The 13,488-nt window shown below is 53.2% G+C and carries 15 protein-coding genes; 5 read left to right on the top strand and 10 right to left on the bottom strand.

Annotated elements, in window-relative coordinates; all coding sequences use genetic code 11:
• The first annotated feature begins 111 nt into the window (after window positions 1-111).
• Genes B5D23_RS02380 through B5D23_RS02370 form a run of 3 tightly spaced genes read left to right on the top strand, consistent with a single transcriptional unit; the run spans window position 112 to window position 2,344 of the window.
• On the top strand, window positions 112-606 hold the full coding sequence (locus B5D23_RS02380; RefSeq protein WP_078683785.1) for a MarR family winged helix-turn-helix transcriptional regulator: 495 nt from the start codon (window positions 112-114) through the stop codon (window positions 604-606).
• Window positions 603-1,382, top strand: coding sequence for a DUF429 domain-containing protein (locus tag B5D23_RS02375; protein ID WP_159445877.1), 780 nt, complete (start codon window positions 603-605; stop codon window positions 1,380-1,382). Before B5D23_RS02380 ends, B5D23_RS02375 begins: the two co-directional genes overlap by 4 nt.
• Entirely contained in the window at window positions 1,382-2,344 is a 963-nt protein-coding gene (locus B5D23_RS02370) for a 4Fe-4S dicluster domain-containing protein (protein ID WP_078683901.1), read from the top strand. The genes B5D23_RS02375 and B5D23_RS02370 overlap by 1 nt, the downstream gene beginning before the upstream one ends.
• Window positions 2,345-2,359: 15 nt before the next feature.
• Here the strand turns inward: B5D23_RS02370 and B5D23_RS02365 are convergent, their stop codons facing one another.
• Window positions 2,360-2,932 (bottom strand): chemotaxis protein CheW, encoded by a 573-nt coding sequence (locus B5D23_RS02365; protein WP_078683900.1) that lies wholly within the window; start codon window positions 2,930-2,932, stop codon window positions 2,360-2,362.
• A gap of 351 nt (window positions 2,933-3,283) precedes the next feature.
• On the bottom strand, window positions 3,284-3,838 hold the full coding sequence (locus B5D23_RS02360) for a hypothetical protein (RefSeq protein WP_078683783.1): 555 nt from the start codon (window positions 3,836-3,838) through the stop codon (window positions 3,284-3,286).
• Between the two features lie 272 nt (window positions 3,839-4,110).
• Between B5D23_RS02360 and rfaE2 the strand changes: the two genes are divergently transcribed.
• On the top strand, window positions 4,111-4,620 hold the full coding sequence (rfaE2, locus tag B5D23_RS02355; protein ID WP_078683782.1) for a D-glycero-beta-D-manno-heptose 1-phosphate adenylyltransferase: 510 nt from the start codon (window positions 4,111-4,113) through the stop codon (window positions 4,618-4,620).
• A gap of 588 nt (window positions 4,621-5,208) precedes the next feature.
• On the opposite strand, the gene B5D23_RS02345 is transcribed toward rfaE2, so the two are convergent.
• From B5D23_RS02345 to B5D23_RS02310, 8 genes are all read right to left on the bottom strand, one after another.
• Window positions 5,209-6,813 carry a DnaA ATPase domain-containing protein gene (locus tag B5D23_RS02345; RefSeq protein WP_078683780.1) on the bottom strand — a complete coding sequence of 535 codons (1,605 nt, stop codon included), beginning with the start codon at window positions 6,811-6,813 and terminating at the stop codon, window positions 5,209-5,211.
• Window positions 6,814-7,374: 561 nt separating this feature from the next.
• Complete coding sequence (locus tag B5D23_RS02340) at window positions 7,375-7,578, bottom strand: hypothetical protein (protein ID WP_078683779.1); 204 nt, start codon at window positions 7,576-7,578, stop codon at window positions 7,375-7,377.
• A gap of 3 nt (window positions 7,579-7,581) precedes the next feature.
• Entirely contained in the window at window positions 7,582-8,259 is a 678-nt protein-coding gene (gene thyX / locus B5D23_RS02335; protein ID WP_078683778.1) for an FAD-dependent thymidylate synthase, read from the bottom strand.
• An 18-nt stretch (window positions 8,260-8,277) separates the two neighbouring features.
• Window positions 8,278-9,246: a Holliday junction branch migration DNA helicase RuvB gene (gene ruvB, locus B5D23_RS02330; protein ID WP_078683777.1), complete on the bottom strand. Its 969-nt coding sequence runs from the start codon at window positions 9,244-9,246 to the stop codon at window positions 8,278-8,280.
• Window positions 9,247-9,858 (bottom strand): Holliday junction branch migration protein RuvA, encoded by a 612-nt coding sequence (ruvA, locus tag B5D23_RS02325; RefSeq protein WP_078683776.1) that lies wholly within the window; start codon window positions 9,856-9,858, stop codon window positions 9,247-9,249. It abuts the gene before it with no gap.
• A complete protein-coding gene (ruvC, locus tag B5D23_RS02320) occupies window positions 9,858-10,370 on the bottom strand; it encodes a crossover junction endodeoxyribonuclease RuvC (RefSeq protein ID WP_078683775.1) in 513 nt (170 codons plus the stop codon). The genes ruvA and ruvC overlap by 1 nt, the downstream gene beginning before the upstream one ends.
• A gap of 8 nt (window positions 10,371-10,378) precedes the next feature.
• Window positions 10,379-11,122 carry a YebC/PmpR family DNA-binding transcriptional regulator gene (locus B5D23_RS02315; RefSeq protein ID WP_078683774.1) on the bottom strand — a complete coding sequence of 248 codons (744 nt, stop codon included), beginning with the start codon at window positions 11,120-11,122 and terminating at the stop codon, window positions 10,379-10,381.
• A 78-nt stretch (window positions 11,123-11,200) separates the two neighbouring features.
• The gene (locus B5D23_RS02310) at window positions 11,201-11,806 is read right to left on the bottom strand and encodes an RlmE family RNA methyltransferase (RefSeq protein ID WP_078683773.1); all 606 of its coding nucleotides are present in this window, start codon (window positions 11,804-11,806) and stop codon (window positions 11,201-11,203) included.
• Window positions 11,807-11,876: 70 nt separating this feature from the next.
• Here B5D23_RS02310 and B5D23_RS02305 point away from each other — a divergent pair, with 70 nt between their 5' ends.
• Complete coding sequence (locus B5D23_RS02305; RefSeq protein WP_078683772.1) at window positions 11,877-13,397, top strand: glycosyltransferase family protein; 1,521 nt, start codon at window positions 11,877-11,879, stop codon at window positions 13,395-13,397.
• The last annotated feature ends 91 nt before the right edge of the window (window positions 13,398-13,488 follow it).

Raw genomic sequence — 13,488 nt, 5'->3', positions numbered from 1 at the left:
CCGTACCCATACTCTCACAGGCGGGGACATATCTCAAGCTTTTCAGGACATTGACGTACAAACTTCTGCAATTTACAATGGCTGTCGTTATTCTTCGAAAACGGAGTCCACATGTCCACAAATACGCTTGCACCCCAGTTTGATGCACTGCTTTCTGTTCTTTCCCGCATCCCCAGCCGAGATTTCTCGGCAGTCCAGACCTCTGTCGATCTTTTGGAGACGGCTCAGGCCATGTTTCGCTGCCTCGAGGAGCGTTTTTTCAAGGACGTTGTCTCAAAGGGAAAGTTTATGGTTCTGACCCTGCTTATGGATGCGCCAGAAAGTCAGATGACCCCTTCCGAGCTTGCGAGCAAGGCCGGAGTAACCCGTGCCACAATGACCGGGCTTCTGGACCGCCTCGAAACCGAAGGGCACGTGACCCGCGCCCAGAGTCAGGAAGACCGCAGAAAGCTGACCATTAACCTGACACAGGCAGGTCAAGACTTTTTGCAGGATGTTCTGCCAAGGCTGGCCGAGCTTTTAGAAAGTATTGGTGCATCACTGCCCGCAGGAAACCGTGGGACGCTCAATGGACTTCTGGGAAGCATGAAGGAGGCGCTCTCGTGAGCACAGACGCGGACGGTGACCGGTCACGGGAATACATAGCCGGAGTTGACGGCACAAAAAATGGCTGGATTCTCACCAAAGCCAAAGACTGGCCCTGCACAGAAATCCCAGACGTTTTTTTTGCCAACAATTTTGAAGAACTGATTGCACTCACTCAGGATTGTGACGCCATCGCACTCGACATGCCGCTTGGCCTCCCCTCCCGCGACGAAATCAGAACCTGTGACCGTGAGGCCCGCAGCCTTCTTGAATCACTCAGCCCCTCGCCCCGGGGAGCCGCTTCACGACTCTTTTTAACCCCGCCGCGCGAGGCTCTGTATGGGCATGGTGGCAAAGCGCGCGAATTTCAGAAGCTCCACCGCCAGTACAGAGGAAAAGGTGCCGGACTTCCAGTCTGGGGCATTGTCCCAAAGATGACCGAAGCCGACGCAGCGCTCTGCACGGACCCTACCCTTCAAGACCGCTTTTTTGAGTTTCATCCCGAACTCGCCTTTGCTCACCTTGCGGGGAAAACCCTCGCCTCCAAGCATAATGCCGCAGGCGTTCTCTCCCGCTTCACCCTCCTCCACCCCTTCCTTCCCCGACTTTTGGACATTTCTCTCGATAGCTCATTCCATTCCGCCACAATAGATGACATACTCGACGCTTTGGTTGGACTATCCACCGCGGCACACTTTCGACGTGTTCGCCACGATGCTTCACCACAAGACCGCAGGCTCCCCGCGTCAACGGTTCCGCTCGATGTGAAGGGGCTGCGAATGGAGATATGGTTCTGATGTCCCTCTCGAAATTTTTTAAATTCTTCCCCTGGGTCAAACCCTCTACTGTTGCTTTTCTCGAAGAAGCAGAAAAGCTCCCCCACTTCGGCTGGCTCGAAAAGCTGCACGGCTACATCTATGGCCGCTTCTGCTACTTTTACATCGGCGTTGGAATAGGCAAGCACCCGCTCACCAAGCTCGCCGCCCCCCTTGTCTGGCTTATGGACAAGCTCTATCCTCTCCATCCCGAAGAGACCACATCCTCGCACTTTTCATGGGCCGACTCCTATCACGGCAAGGCTGTACCTCTTGATGAAGCCGTTAAGCTCATTCAGGTGAACAGAAACATTGAGCTTCACAACCTTGAGCATGTGCTTCCATACAACAACGCCAAGGACATTGTTCTCCAGCACCCCGACCACATTGCGGTGCTGGACTGCCCCTGTCGTGCCCTGCGCGAGCATCCCTGTCTGCCCATGGATGTCTGTCTGATTATTGGTGAGCCTTTTGCCAGCTTCATCCGCGAGCACCATCCAGACAAATCTCGCTGGATCACCGCCGAGGAAGCCGTTGAAATCCTCAAAGCAGAGGACAAGCGCGGTCACGTCCATCATGTCTTTTTTAAGGAAGCCATGCTGGAACGCTTCTACGCTATTTGCAACTGTTGCAGCTGCTGCTGTGGAGCCATGCAGGCCCAGCGGAATGGTATTGAGATGTTGTGTTCCTCAGGCTTCATCGCCCAAATCAACACAGAAGAATGTGTCGGCTGCGGCATGTGTGAAAAGCACTGCCAGTTCCACGCCATACAGATCATAGAAAAAAAGGCTGTGGTAGACACAGCCAAATGTATGGGATGCGGTGTCTGTCAGGGGCAGTGCGCAAAGCAGGCCATTAGCCTCGCCCGCGCAGACGGCAAGCCAGAACCGCTTGAGATTGAAAAGCTGCTTGAACAAGCAAGCTCAAGCAGCCAACACGCCTAAAAAGCACTCATACGACTATGCCGGGGCAAGGCCTTCCAAGCCCGGCAAATCTTCATCTTTTCCCTGTGGTTCCAGAGCCTGTGCATTCTGTACAGGTTCTGGGGCTACATCAACAGACCGCACAGCCTGAAGCTCTTCCGCAGAGAACACCGTATCGATGTCCAGCAGCATAATAAACTGCTCATCCTGTTTGGACATGCCACTGATGAAGTTTGTGTCGACAGTGGTCCCCATTCGCGGCGGTGGCTTGATCTCATCGCCCGTCAGCTCAATCACTTCGCGCACCGAATCAGCCAGAGCGCCAAGAATCAGCTCTTCGCCGTCCATGTTGACTTCCATTATGATAATGCAGGTGTTCACGGTGTATTCCGTCGCCGACATGCCGAACTTGAGACGCATGTCCACGACCGGGACCGCATTGCCGCGCAGGTTAATCACCCCACGCAAAAACTCTGGAGTCCGCGGGATCTTGGTGACTTCCTGTACTTCCAGAACCTCCCTGACCTTTGAAATGTCCAGAGCATACAGCTCACCCGCCAAAACAAAACTCAGATACTGACCAGCTTCTTGTGCTTTTTGCTGTACCATAAGTCCTCCGCCAAAAAACGGAGCGCCAGACTGAACATAAGTTTTCTTCAATAACGCGCATCCTTTCGCGTCAAAAAAAGGCAGGCTCCAGCGCTTTCCTGCCTCGCTTGGAGAAAGAAAACCCGCACCAGCTCTCGTCTGGAGAGCAATGCAGACTTCTCCACCTCACTATCAGTTCTGCCCTGTCCCGTGCCGATTTGCAAGCCCAAAAGCAGCCCCGTATCAGGAACTCATTCTCATTTTCAAAAGAGGGTCCCGATATGTCTTGAAATATATTTTTCACTTTTTTTTGCCCGCCACGCACAAAAAAAGACCCCGTTTTACCGAGGTCCTCTTTTCAGTTCCAGCGTCCTATTTCTTTTGCATGACGTGGCTCACATCTGCCATAACGTCTTTCATCATGTCTTCCAGCGAGGAGGACAGCAGTTCCTGCAAGGTCGCCTGTGTCGGCAAATCCGTGGTATCCCACGCCCCTCGATAGGTCTTGTCAAAAATCTTCCTCTCACCCTGCTCCAGCGTAATCTGGAATTTCAGGACCAGCTGCTGCTTCAGGTATGACGTCCGAAGGCGTGCTTCGTATAATGTTCCGCCAAGTCTATACGGCTGTGAAAAAGGGCCATCGTGCACCTGTGGAGAAACAACACGGCAGCCACGAAGCTCCAGCTCATCCCGCAGTGCGGACTGTATCCAGCCCGGCACATCCCTGTCGGTTTTCAGTACCTTGCCCTCTCGGACAATAAACTGCGTTTCCTTTCGGGCATCGTGCATCGGCTCAAGCTGCACCTCTCCCGTACAGCTTTCTGCCCAGCGATCAGGAGAATAATTGAGTTGTACAGGCTGTTGCGAGGCACATGCTCCAAGCAGCAAACAACACAGTCCAAGTGCTCCAATCCAAATTCTTTTCATTAGTAACCTCATGTATCAGAAGTGAGTGGTGAGTCCCTCTCTCTCCTCATTTCTCTACGTGTCTTCTCAGAAATTCTCTGTTCCTCATCATGATTTTTTCCCCGGAGCAAGCTTCATCTCACATTGTGCAAAATTTGTGACCACTTGTGTAATTTTCTGTGGACAATCTCTCCCCCCACGGAAATGACGTCTCATTCAAAAAAGGCTATACCTGTCTGCACGCCCATGACGGGCGTTTCCCCTCAACTTTTTTAGACCAAGTACACACAACTATGAGCACTCCGTTCCCCTCCGCTCAGGAAAAAATGCTGAGCCGTGACGACATCCCCAGCGTAATTGCGCCCCTGCGCAGCACCAGGCGCATCGTTTTCACCAACGGCTGTTTCGATATTTTGCATGCTGGGCACGCCGACCTTTTGGCCCGCGCTCGCCAGCTCGGTGACTTTCTCATCGTCGGCGTCAACAGCAGCGACTCTGTACGCCGCCTCAAAGGCCCGACGCGCCCTCTCAACCCCACAGAGCAGCGCATGTATGTGCTCGCCTCTCTCGCGTGTGTGGACGCCGTTATACCCTTTGACGAGGATACTCCCTACGAGCTGATTCAAGCCGTTCAGCCTCACGTCCTCGTAAAAGGCGGCGACTGGGCTATCGAAAACATCGTCGGCCGCGACATCGTCGAAGCCTCCGGCGGCTCTGTCCACTCCCTCAAGCTCTTGCCCGGCTACTCCACAACAGGACTCATTCAAAAAATCCTCCGCACCTGCTCCGCAGAAGCAAAATAAGCCCAAAACGTGGCTTCAGCTCCCACTGAGGCCACATTTCCACATCTTTTACAAGCCCTTCGCGCTTTTTCCACACCAAACTACTCAGAATTATCCACCACCGCTAAAATCGCCCAGTATCGGAAATTCTGGCTACGAGACGCCGTCTCGTGCTCTGCAAGGGGCGCCGGTGGGCGGGACTTTTGTTGGGACTCTGTCCCAAACCCTGCAAGGGGCGCTGCCCCTTGACCCCGCCCAAGGACGAGGCCCTTGGGAATCCCGCTATCGCTCAAAAAAATACGGCTGAATGGGATGAAAGCTTCGCTTTCCTCTCCATCAGCCGTATTTTTTTGAGCTAGGGGAATTTCCTCAACGCGTGTGCTTCTACCTTTTCTGCCGCACTTATTTTCATTCTGAACGCTTGCGTTCAGAATGAAAATGGTGGCACACACGCAAAAGAGAAAGAGGCTCTCGACGCTAGCCCCAACAAGTTTAAAAGCCCTGCAAGCGAAGCTTGCAGGGCTTTTAAACTCGATGAGGATACGTAAGGGAATCATTCCCTTACGCGGGGTCCGGGGCTGGCCCCGGTTAATCCCACCTTCTCCTCTCCTAAAAAGTTTTAATGCGCTCGACGACAGTGTCGAGCTGGCGACCGAGGGGAGTCTGTAAAGAGATTTCTCGTTCGACGTTGGTGATGCCCTTGAGCACCGTTGAGTGACGACGGTTGAACTGACTGCCGATCTGCTTGAGACCGAGGTCAGTGTAACGACGGGCGAGGAAGAAGGCAGTGTTACGAGCCATAACAACGCTGCGCTTGCGAGTCTTGGAAGAGAGCTGCTCATACGTGAGGTCAAAGCTCTCACAAATGAAGCGCACAATCTTCTGTAAACTAAAGTGACTGACGTTGTTGCTGGTCGTGTAGTTCTGAAGAATATCGGCGGCGAGATCCATCGTAATGTTCTCACCAAGGAGCCGAGCCTTGAGAACGAGATTCTTAATGCAGCTTTCAATCTGACGCACATCATCGCGCAGATTGTCGGCAAGATACTCAGAGACCTCACCGGGAAGCACGACCTGATGCAGACTTGCCTTGGAGGTCACAATGCGCCGACGGGTGTCGAAATCAGGAGTATCAATAGTTGCGAGGAATCCCGCATTGAGACGCGAGGTCAAATGACCGTCAATGTCCTTAAGTTCCCTTGGAAGGAACGAGCTGGACATAACGATTTTGCATCCTCTGTTCTCAAGGGCGATAAGAGTCGCCAACATCTCATCCTGAGCAACCTGCCGTCCCTGAAGGAAGTGCACATCCTCAAGAAGGAGAACGTCGAGGTTCTCACGATACTGCGCCTTGAAACGTTCAACTTCTTTGGCGCGAATGGCGAGAATAAGCTGACGAGTAAATTCTTCTGCTGTTGCATAGCCAACGCGCACATTGCTGCGGTTGGAGGTGGTAGCGATTTGAGCACCAATAGCCTGCAACAGATGCGTTTTTCCCAGCCCGGGAGCGGAATTCAAAAAGAGCTGGTTTGTCATGAGCTGGTTGTTGCACATACCGCTAGCGGCGGCAAAAGCGAGCCGGTTGCAGGGTCCAACAACGAAGTCATCGAAACAGAAACGCCAGTTGTGGTAATCGAAAGTTTTTGGAGCCGCGGGGGTCAAGTTGGGAAGTCCCATCTGCTGCATGTGCTGCGGAGCAACGTGCTGGGGCTGCTGGGCAGGAGACGCGAGGCGAGCACGACGCTGCTGCGCCTGCTGGCCACGCTGGGCAAGTTCTGTAAAGGCCTCAGGAATGTTCTGAGTAATAATACGCTGCGCGGAGACAGGGCCTTCATGCTCACGAGCGGGAGCGGAATACTGAGGGGCACTGTTCGGCGCGGAGGGAGCGCCCGCCATAGCGAAAGCGGGCGTCGGGGCCTGTACGGATGCGGTTTGCAGCAAAGGCTGCTCAATGACAGTGGTTTTCACACGCTTTTCGCGTCTGCGAACCTTGATTTCGATGCTCGGACGACTGCCTAAGACCTGAGCGGCGGCGTCGGCGATGTCATCAGCCAACCTGTCCTTGACCCAGGAAGCAACAAAGCTGTTCGGCGCCAAAACGGTAAGCCCACCGGGGGATTGCTCGGCCTCAAGGGGTTTAATCCATACCTTGTAGGTGCCGGGTCCGGTCGTTTTCGCGAGTATATCAGATATTTGAGCCCAAGCTTCAGACATGACCATGATTCCTAGTCAGATTTCGGGGAAACAGCAATGCGGGTTGGCCCTCTGTTGCGCTTTGGTTACAGAAGGGGTTCTCCCCAATCGCCAGTGTTTCCAGCACACCGTTTTTATTTATTGATTTGAGAACACGCCGCGACCTACCGCGTGAAGCGAGGCAAGCAGAAAGAGAGTTCGCGCAAGCACTTCATGCGGTTTACACAACTTTTTCCACAACTCAGGAAAAAGTTATTAACAGGTCAATATCACCATTTCGGCGGTTATCTCAAATTTTAATTATTTTTTAGCCAATTGTTAAAAACTATGTTTTCAAAAAACACATTTTTACTTGACAGCCTCGTTTCACACTCGTCCTCACAAATGGAAAAGAGGCGTCGTCGGCAGGCGGGGGACGATACACGCTTCGTCCTCGCAACTCAACCGCAAACTTGCGAAAAAACGACGCTAAAGGAGAAAAAACTTTGTGCTTTTCTCCTCAAGCGAGTTCTGGTGCGGATTCTCCCGTGTCACAGGATCGTAAAGAAAATCCGCGCTATGTCTTTTTCAGTGGGGATTGCCCTAGGTCTGGTCCGGCCGGGAAGCTCCTTCTTGCAGCTCCTCCGGGTAATCCTCGTGGGAATACAACTTCCAGCAATGCTCGGAAGCTCCCAGCTCTATAAGGGTCTTGGCGATTGACTGCCCTCCTGCCCACCAGCGGTATTCAGGTTCGCAGTCAGTCGGAATGACGAGGACATCGTCCTCTGTGATGTATGGCTTTGACATGCCCTATGCCCTCAGCTCATCAGCTCGCTGCTGAAAGCTTTCAATGTCCTTGGCGTACTTCTCGCGAAGATCGCCAAACAGCGCCGGAAGCTCTGTTCCGAAACGATCCAGAAGCGGAAGCATAATCTCCCGAATCTGAGGATGGGCAGGAGAGTCACAGCGAAGACGGAAAACATGACGCCACTCTCGCAGATTTGCGGTCATGACAATCTCGGTTTTTAGGCTGTTCGGCAACACAGAACGGGCTTCCTGAGCCTTGGCACCCTTCTCAATCAAAGCAAGGTACAAACGCTCGGCCTGTTCCATAGATTCCTTCCAAAGCGCATATTCCTCGGAATCTTCATCCCAGAACAGCGGCCGAATCACCGTGATCTCGCTTCCGAACTTGTCTTTGGAGTAGTTGGCGTAGCGTGTGCTCTCCTGTGAATAGGAGGCAACTCGATGACGCACCAGCTCGTGGGTCACTCCACGGTCACAGACAAAGCGGACAGTTGCCGTAGCGTGCTCGATCACACTCTCGTGACCACTGGCAATGATGCGCTTCACAAAAGCCCGTGCAGAATCCGGGGTAATTTTGTCCTCGGACTTGTAGCAGGTCCGGCCAGCGGCTTCGATGTTGATCATCACGGCGTCCGGGTCGGGCATAAACATTATTTCAAATGATGCTGGTACAATCTTCATGGTCTTGTGCTGCCTGCTTTAACTCTCAAAAATTTTCATATGCGCATAGGCCTTGGAAGAGGCAACGCGCCCGCGGGGGGTCCGCTTCAAAAAACCGCACTGAATAAGATACGGCTCATAAATGTCCTCAATGGTCCGAACTTCTTCGGAACAGGCCACGGCCAGTGGTTTAACACCAACCGGACCTCCGCCATAGTGGTTGATAATGGTCGAAAGAATCTTCCGGTCCATGTAATCAAGCCCCTGCTCGTCAACATCCATTCGCAGAAGTGCTTTTTTGGCCAGCGTCTCATCAATGAATCCGCTGCCATCCACCATGGCAAAATCTCGCACTCGCCGCAAAAGCCTGTTCGCAATACGCGGAGTCCCGCGCGAGCGACGGCCAACAGTCAGTGCCCCATCCTCAGTGATCTCAACACCAAGAATACGGGCAGAGCGCGACACAATGCAGGCCAGTTCATCCGGAGAATAAAACTCCAGACGGTTAATCACCCCGAAACGGTCCCGAAGGGGTGACGTCAACAGGCCAATTCGAGTCGTTGCCCCAACAAGGGTAAACGGCTCAAGGTCTATCTTGACCGTACGCGCGGCAGGTCCCTGCCCAATCACCAGATCAAGCTTGAAGTCCTCCATCGCAGGATACAGAACTTCCTCAACCGTGGCGGGCATACGGTGAATTTCGTCAATAAAAAGGATATCGTTGCAGCCAAGGTTGGTCAAAATGGCTGCGAGGTCACCACTGCGCTCCAAAACAGGGCCAGAGGTCGAAACAAGGTTGACGCCAAGCTCAGAGGCCATAATCTGGGCCAGTGTGGTTTTACCAAGCCCAGGACTCCCATATAAAAGCGTGTGGTCCATTGCCTGCTCACGCTCTCGCGCAGCCTGAATGAACACCTTGAGGTTGGCGCAGAGATCTTCCTGTCCAACAAAGTCATCCAATCGCCGTGGACGAATCGTCTCGTCCGCCACACACTGCTCTGCCGCCATTTACCTTGCCTTCTGTGAAATCTTCTTTAACGCCTCGCGCAGGGCTTCGCCAACATCGCGGCTCGGATCTTCTGCAAAAACTTTTTCAAGAACATCCCGCGCTTCGCTTTCTTCATAGCCCAGATTTGCCAAACCTGCCAGAGCATCACGGAACGCAGCAACACTGCCACTTTCGAGATCAGGCACGGACTGTGCCGCTCCGAGCGAAGATTCCAGCTTGTATTTCAGCTCGACAAAAATGCGCTGGGCAGACTTTTTGCCAATGCCCGGCACCTGCACCAGTGTCGTATAATCATCGGCAATCACGAGACGTCGCAGATCATCCGGCCCAAACATGGAAAGAATGGCCAGTGCAAGCTTGGGTCCCACCTTGGTGATGGACAGCAGGATTTCAAACGTTGTTTTCTCGTCCCAACTGTTAAAGCCGTACAGCTCTATGGCATCTTCGCGCACGATAGTGTGAACATAAAATTCGCACTCCGAGTCCACAGGACCAAGCGAAGAAACACCGGTCGTTGTCAGGCCAATCTGATAGCCCACTCCGCCCGGTGTCAGAACTACACAGCCGCTTTCCATGCGTGCGGCAAGCTTTCCCTGAATGTATGCGATCATCATAGCCCCGTGAGCCGCTTCATGCGGCGCATGTTGAGATGACAAAGGGCAATGCCCAAAGCGTCACTGGCATCCTCTGCCCAGTCCGGTTTGGGTACCCCAAGAATCTGGGCAACCATGAAGGCAACCTGAGATTTTTGTGCCCGTCCGGTTCCGACAAGTGCCTGTTTTACTTTTGTAGGCTCATACTCGGAAACAGGCAAGCCTGCGACAGCACAGGCAGCAATTGCTGCTCCCCTAGCCTGCCCCAGCTTGAGCGCACTCATGGTGTTCTTGGAAACAAAGACATTCTCAATCGCGGCCTCGTCTGGCTGATATTTCTCAACCAGCGCGGCAATACCTTCATAGATTTTGCCGAGCCGTCGACCAAGATTTTTTTCACTCCCCATTCGAAGCGTCCCCGTCTCCACTAACCGGGCGCAACCCGAGACCTCGCGGACAATGCCAAAGCCTGTCACACGAGACCCCGGGTCAATTCCAAGTACACATACGTCTTTGGAGTCTGCACCCATAAAAAGACTTATCCCAGCTCAGCCAGAAGTTCGTCAGGAAGATTGGCGTTGTGGTAGACGTTCTGCACATCGTCGTGGTCTTCGAGCAGGTCAACAAGCTTCATGAGCTTCATGGCCTGATCTTTCTCAACGTCAATGTTGTTCTGGGCAATCATGGAGACTTCAGCGCTGGTCGGAGTCATTTCAGCCTCGGCAAAAGCAGCCTGCACGTCGGCGAAATCCTCGGGAGCAGTGCGAACTTCCCATGCTTCATCATCGTCGACCACGTCTTCGGCACCAGCATCAAGGCCAATTTCCATGACCTGATCTTCGCTGTACTGATCCTTGGGGAAGTACAGGAGGCCCTTCTTCTCGAACATCCAGGAAACACAGCCAGCTTCGCCCATATTTCCGTTATTGCGGGACAGGATGTGACGAACATCAGCTACTGTGCGGTTTTTGTTATCTGTAGCAGCGTCAACGAGCAGAGCAACACCTGCAGGACCGTAACCTTCGTAAACAACTTCAAAGACTTCACCACCGTCGAGTTCGCCGGTGCCTTTCTTGATAGCGTTTTCGATTTTGTCCTTGGGCAGGTTCACGGCCTTGGCGGCCTGAATGGCAGCACGCAGACGGGCATTGGATTCGGGATCACCGCCGCCTTTTGCAGCAAGAATGATTTCCTTTGCTGCCTTGGTGAAGGCTTTACCGCGCTTGGCGTCCTGACGCCCCTTTCTGTGCATGATGTTATGCCATTTACTATGACCAGCCATATTTTCCTCCAGCTCTGTTCTTAATGTATTATCGCGGGGGCAGCTTTATTCTCCCCCTCCCACTGCCAGGGCAAGCGCCTAGGCGTCTTCGGGAATTCCTTTAAATCCCATGCCAACAAAGAAAATTTCCTTGGACTCGGCGCGGGAACTTTTGGGCTTGAATGTCTTCACAGTCTTAAAATAGATGCGAAGCGTTTTCATATAGTTCTGGTCGTCTGGCCCCTGAAAGACCTTCACGACGAAGTGACCGCCCAATACCAAGGTTTGGCAGGCGACCGCAAGGGCTTCTTCTGCCAGATTCATGGAACGGGCCTGGTCAGTAAATTTATGGCCAATGGTTTTTGGGGCCATATCAGAAATAACCAAATTAAAAGGTCCACGTGACTCCAGTTCTGCGTTAAACTCATCACTACGCTCAAAAACGTCTTCCTGATGAAATGCCACGTTTGGCGGAAAAGACGTTTCTGTTGTCTGGATGTCTGCGGACAGGACAAAGCCCTGCTCACCGACCTTTTTTGCAGAAAAAAGCGTCCAGGAGCCAGGCGCTGCACCAAGGTCGAGAACCTTGTTTCCCTTGCGGAAAAGATTGAAGCGCTTGTCCAGTTCCTGAAGCTTATACACGGACCGGGCAGGATAATTTTCCCGCTTGGCCTTCAAAAAATAATAATCGCGGTACGTTTTCATAAGGTATCGCCCGAATGTGTCAGTAATTTACGGAATATGGTTTCCGACAAAACAGGGAGACAGGCCATCCATGCCGGAACGCCCACACAGACTGCGCATACAGACTGAGCTGGGGCACATGCAGTCCCTTTCTTCCGGGACAGCAACAGTGCTCAAGATGCCCGGCCCTGGAGACGTTCTGCTCCTCGGGCTTGGCCCAACGCCCGCCAGCCTGACGGACTTTTTCCCGGCGGGGAGAGCGGTATACGTCATTGAGGCCCCAGAGTTCAAGTCGCAGATGCCAGATTCATGGCTTGAGGAAATCCCAGAGCATTGGAAATTCGTTTCTGCGGATGATCTCAGCGACGCTCAAATACGTGCGGCACACATCATTATATACCGGCCTGCCCTTCGCTTCTTCCCCAGTTTCTGGGGGAAGATACTCGGTCGGAGCCGATGGCTCAAGTGTCAGACCAGCGGCCACATTGAGCCTCGTCGCTACGCAATTCTTCCCGGCTCAGAGAGTGATCTCCTTGTCCATGAAATCAGCGATGCCCTCGACCGTCTCTCTTTTCGCGTTCGCAGGGTGCTCCCCAGTCAATGCCCCGCTATTTTACCCCGGCTTCTCCAGTCCGAACAGCCAGAACTTTTTCTCAGCGTCAATTTTAGGGGACTCGACAAGTATGGTGAACTCTTTCACCTGCTTCAGGCTGCGGGAATCAAGGTCGCGGTCTGGTGTGTAGACAATCCATTTCATCAGATATGTGGTCTTCGCTCCCCCTTCTGGAAGGAACTGACCATCTTCGTCACTGACGAAACCTTTGTCCCGCTTCTGCGCCTGCATGGAGCGCAGAACGTCCACCATCTTCCGCTAGGAGCATGGCCAGAGCACTGCATTCCACAGGCTGAATCAAGCACAGATTACGCCCTCGAGAATCGCCTCGTTTTTGTTGGGCGTTCTGAGTTCCCGCACAAAAAAGAATTCTTTGCCGGGTGCAGCATGTCTTCTGAGCTTCATCAGGAAGGACTCGCCAAGCTCGAACAGGGCGAGCGTCCAGACTTTGAATGGAGTGCCGCCCGGTGTCAGGCCTGGCCCATGTGGCCGGGACCAGAAGTTCGCCGTGCTGGCTATGTCGCCGAAATGCTCAACATGGATTACCGCATAGCCTGTTTACAGTGCAATGCGCACAACAGGCTCACAGTTTTTGGGAACCCAGAGTGGACAGACCTTGTGCCCGACCTCTCTGACCTCCGCAAGCCGGTGGATTACTATAGCGCCCTTCCTGGAATTTACAAACAGGCAGGCTGGTGTCTCAATATGACCAGTCTTCTCCTCCCCAGAGGCCTCACTCAACGCCATTTCGACGTCTGGATTTCCGGCGGATTTCTCATCACGGACAGTACCCCCGGCCTTCACATCTTTCCCGAAGCCCTCACGCAGGATATTCGCTTCTCCTCCCCCTCCGACATCCCCGCCATCATGAAACGATTTCCACCAGAAAGCACCGCTCGCGACGACCTCCGCCTCGAATGGGTCAATCTCCTCCTCACTGAGCACACCTATGTGCATCGCGTCGGCGAAATCATGAACGTCATGGGCGTCTGTCTCTAGCACCACAGCACGAAATCCCTTGAAAAACTCAATTTTTGTCCTTGCATGTCCCGCTCAACAGGAGTAAATCCTTCTTTGCACAGCGTGCAAC

The organism is Desulfobaculum bizertense DSM 18034 (genome assembly GCF_900167065.1).
GTDB lineage: Bacteria > Desulfobacterota > Desulfovibrionia > Desulfovibrionales > Desulfovibrionaceae > Desulfobaculum > Desulfobaculum bizertense.
This window is presented reverse-complemented; position numbering and strand designations above follow the sequence as displayed.

Bases quoted from the DNA above. Each gene is read 5' to 3' on its own strand.
- B5D23_RS02380 (WP_078683785.1), top strand. From the start codon at position 112: ATGTCCACAAATACGCTTGCACCCCAGTTTGATGCACTGCTTTCTGTT.
- B5D23_RS02370 (WP_078683901.1), top strand. From the start codon at position 1,382: ATGTCCCTCTCGAAATTTTTTAAATTCTTCCCCTGGGTCAAACCCTCT.
- B5D23_RS02365 (WP_078683900.1), bottom strand. From the start codon at position 2,932: ATGGTACAGCAAAAAGCACAAGAAGCTGGTCAGTATCTGAGTTTTGTT.
- B5D23_RS02360 (WP_078683783.1), bottom strand. From the start codon at position 3,838: ATGAAAAGAATTTGGATTGGAGCACTTGGACTGTGTTGTTTGCTGCTT.
- rfaE2 (WP_078683782.1), top strand. From the start codon at position 4,111: ATGAGCACTCCGTTCCCCTCCGCTCAGGAAAAAATGCTGAGCCGTGAC.
- B5D23_RS02345 (WP_078683780.1), bottom strand. From the start codon at position 6,813: ATGTCTGAAGCTTGGGCTCAAATATCTGATATACTCGCGAAAACGACC.
- B5D23_RS02340 (WP_078683779.1), bottom strand. From the start codon at position 7,578: ATGTCAAAGCCATACATCACAGAGGACGATGTCCTCGTCATTCCGACT.
- thyX (WP_078683778.1), bottom strand. From the start codon at position 8,259: ATGAAGATTGTACCAGCATCATTTGAAATAATGTTTATGCCCGACCCG.
- ruvB (WP_078683777.1), bottom strand. From the start codon at position 9,246: ATGGCGGCAGAGCAGTGTGTGGCGGACGAGACGATTCGTCCACGGCGA.
- ruvA (WP_078683776.1), bottom strand. From the start codon at position 9,858: ATGATCGCATACATTCAGGGAAAGCTTGCCGCACGCATGGAAAGCGGC.
- ruvC (WP_078683775.1), bottom strand. From the start codon at position 10,370: ATGGGTGCAGACTCCAAAGACGTATGTGTACTTGGAATTGACCCGGGG.
- B5D23_RS02315 (WP_078683774.1), bottom strand. From the start codon at position 11,122: ATGGCTGGTCATAGTAAATGGCATAACATCATGCACAGAAAGGGGCGT.
- B5D23_RS02310 (WP_078683773.1), bottom strand. From the start codon at position 11,806: ATGAAAACGTACCGCGATTATTATTTTTTGAAGGCCAAGCGGGAAAAT.
- B5D23_RS02305 (WP_078683772.1), top strand. From the start codon at position 11,877: ATGCCGGAACGCCCACACAGACTGCGCATACAGACTGAGCTGGGGCAC.